The sequence below is a fragment of the Bartonella sp. AD24XZML genome, assembly GCF_042196485.1.
Taxonomy (GTDB): domain Bacteria; phylum Pseudomonadota; class Alphaproteobacteria; order Rhizobiales; family Rhizobiaceae; genus Bartonella.
The window spans coordinates 1-3,358 of sequence record NZ_JBHIQH010000070.1; the positions used below are offsets into that span (position 1 = coordinate 1).

Consider the following 3,358-nt stretch of genomic DNA (forward strand, 5'->3'; position numbering starts at 1 on the left):
ATCCGCTAACTTTTTGTAACAAAAAAACTGCTCACAATTCCTTGAACTCCAAACTATCTATACCACTAAATACTAAGGGGGATTTTTACCTCGCAAGCTTTTGGGGGAGCGAGCCTATGCCTATAATCATTGTAATGATGCCAACTTTTTGCAAACAGTGTTTTAAGAAGGTAAAGCGTTATGTTGATAGCAGAAAGCCTGTAAAGAGAAAATGGCTATGGTATGTAAGAATAGTGCTGTTTTTTATATGGAGCTGTCTTATTATAAAATTAAGTAGGGTAGGGGAAGAACGTATAGGTGTGTAATTTACGCGCATAAAGGCTTTGTAGGAATTAAATCTAAGCTCAGATTTTCTCTCTTTAGGGAGTTAAGACTTGTGTTTTTATCATAATGACTGGCTTCTCCATCATTATATTTTTTCACGAGAGCTTTCCAAAATAGTACACCAGCTAGTTTGTTCTTTAAAAAATAATCAAGGCAATACTTTTGCACCATCCTCATTCGCCATTCTTAAGGGCGGATTTTGCATTTACAGAAATTGCCCACTGACTTTAGAAGCGGAGCCTAAAAACGCGGGGAAGAGGAGCACCATAGAGCGGTGTGACTACTCATGTTGTCATGCTATAGAAATATTTGGTTTTGTAGGGTAGAAGCAGCGACCACCCCCTTTAATGCTTTTTAGGCATTAAAAATGGCACGAGAAAATGCTGGTAGTCGTGATATGTTTTTTTATTATGGCTGATCCATGAGCTCTAAGATATAAATTGAGAGAGAATGGGCGGCATTAAAAGTTAAACGCGCATGGCGAGGTTTGAGATTGATTAGTTCGAAATCCTTTTTTGAGCGGCCGTGCGCTGCACCTTTCTTGTTTCTTAAATTCATAGTACCATGCACAACTTGATACAGACCGGATGTGATCATTTTTAAGTCATTTTCATCTAGATCTTGATTTTTTAAGTTTTCTTGCTTCATATCTTCGGGATGGATCTTAGCTTTCTTAACGACTTCTTCCCATAAAGCAGGCAGATTATTACGGGCGTTTTCTTTATATGAGATAGAATGGTGGTCGAGATAAGCTTTGCAAGAGGCTTCCAATAGATTTGCTGCAAATAGAACCGCCTCCCTTGGATCTTTTTCTATATTTTCTAATGCTCTTTTTACTTCGATTTCTACTGCTGAAAGGCCTTTCTCTGCAATACATTTTTGTAGCTCTTCTGTAGAGAGGAGACCAGCTTTTTGCAATTCTTGTGTGGAGGTCAGCTCCTTCTTGATAATATACCCTCCACGCTGATATTCCAATCCATCTTTCTTTAACGTTTCTAAAATTTTACGTTGATCTTCTTTTAACTGTAGAGTTTTTTTGTATAACGATGAATTCAATCCGGTAGGGTCTGGATCATAATATTCTTTTTCCATAAAATCACTAAGCAGGTTACCAAGGAATTCAAGTGGTTCTTCGCATTGAGAATTGATTGCACGTAGCCACGCTTTAACTTTTTGGATTTTTGTACCTTCTGGAATCTCAGGAGGAGCAAATGATGCAATAAACAAGTCATCTAACTCGTTATGCGTATAATGGTGCGGCAAACATTGGAGGGAGTAGTCCAATGTTTGCAGGAGGGATTTTGTTTTTCTGAGATATTGTTTGCGGAGATGATAATTGCATTTTATGGCTTTATAATATCAAAAAGTGGTGTGTGGAGTGGTTTTTAGAATATGATTTTATTGCTTGACCTTGCATAGAAAGTCGCGCAACAATTTTTTGGCTTATATAAGATTTGTGAAAGAGAAATGCCATATTGTATTTTAATTTTTTCTTCGTTCATTGTTATAACAGTGAAGCAGTGAAGGGGGTGAGTAATGTGTGATAATTCGAAAAATATAGAATGAGAACAGAAATATAATTTTGTATTATCGTAACTGCAATAACATTCTTTATTGGCAGATTGTTTATTGGAGAGAAGGAAGCAGGCAATGCGCATAATCCCTGAACGGAAGGTCTTGTGACAAGAATTTCAATAATGGCATGTTACTAAATGTTGTGTGTGTTCTTTGCTTGTCAGAAAAAGTAGATGGCGCTCTTTATTTGCATAACCGGTAGAGAGAACAAGCGGGCAGGGGATTGGTTTACCAATTTCGTTTATCTCTTTAAGCTTACTGCTTTCTATTAAAACACTGTTTTCATGATATCCGCTGTTAATCTCGCGTATTTGGTAGAGATGAAAATATAAACGTTTATCGTGTCTGTAAGGGAGCTTGAAACAATGAAACTAGGCGTAAGAGTACTCTGAAAAGCTTCTCTTGTCCGTAAAACTTATAAGGAAAATTTAAAGGCAGGAAAATGTTAGAGAAATCTAAGAGTACGCTGTGAAAATCAAGAAACAGTCTTTTTAGAGATGGTTTGCTGTCTGTCATCGTGCTTCATGATTTTCAATGTTTTTAAAATTTCCCTCTCAATGAGAGAGGGCTTTTTTATTAAAGCGGGGGAGATTTGTTATGACAGTTAACAATGAAATGGAGAGAAGATGCTGCTTTACCAGCTTTTTTTGTCGCTTCAGTTTCATTTGAATCTATTGCTGTTATGAAAGCATAGTGATTCAATGACTTTAAAAAGGGGTGAATAACATTATCAAGTTTGCAATACAGTGTGATTTTTCACATCGCGGTGTGGGGCAGAAGATGGTTAGCATTTGGGGCATTGTGGGTTCTATATTCTATGCTGGTGCAGTAGGGCGTCTGTTAGCGCATTTATGGAACTATTCCGCATTGAAACGCGTGCTTAATTTCGTGGATCTTTGCAAAGGTCTGGTCAGAAAATCCCATATTTCAAGAGGTTTTTAGAGGGATCTAAAAGCACAGAGGCATCATAAAATTACAAACACCGCACGTTACTGGAGGTGATCAATTTTAGAGCTTAAGGAGCTTATCGGTTTAGTGTTCTTTCATAAAAATGATGAAGGCTGTGGTCAAGGTCTCAGTGTGTTGGTTTCTCGAAAAGTGGTAAATGCTGTATGATTTTATATGCCATTGCCAATGTTATGGATAGGGTGTTCAAATAAAGCATATCATAAAGCGGAATTCTTCTCTTTACGCGATAAGAGGAGGGCTAGGCAAAACAGTAAAAATGCAGTGATAGAGAATATGAAGAATATGAGATATGTTTGACTTAAGGAAAGGTGTTGCTCTGTTAACGAATGTAGCAGAAAGCCAGCAAATACACCCCCTAAGGCTCCACCTATTTGCTGTAATATGCGTGTGATAACGGCTGTATCTTTGACGTCCTTACGTGACAAGGTTTTTTTATGCCGCGTCATTTTGACGTTGCTGTTTCGCTTGCTCGATGACATTCAAAAGATCC

Annotated in this window: 1 protein-coding gene and 1 pseudogene; both read right to left on the reverse strand. The window is 37.6% G+C overall.

Annotation, left to right across the window (positions count from 1 at the left end):
* Positions 1-732 precede the first annotated feature (732 nt).
* A complete protein-coding gene (locus ACFIMX_RS06650) occupies positions 733-1,551 on the reverse strand; it encodes an abortive infection family protein (RefSeq protein WP_375640204.1) in 819 nt (272 codons plus the stop codon).
* A gap of 1,514 nt (positions 1,552-3,065) precedes the next feature.
* Positions 3,066-3,278 (reverse strand): annotated as a pseudogene (locus ACFIMX_RS06655) (drug:proton antiporter); the annotation flags it as partial.
* Between the last annotated feature and the right edge of the window lie 80 nt (positions 3,279-3,358).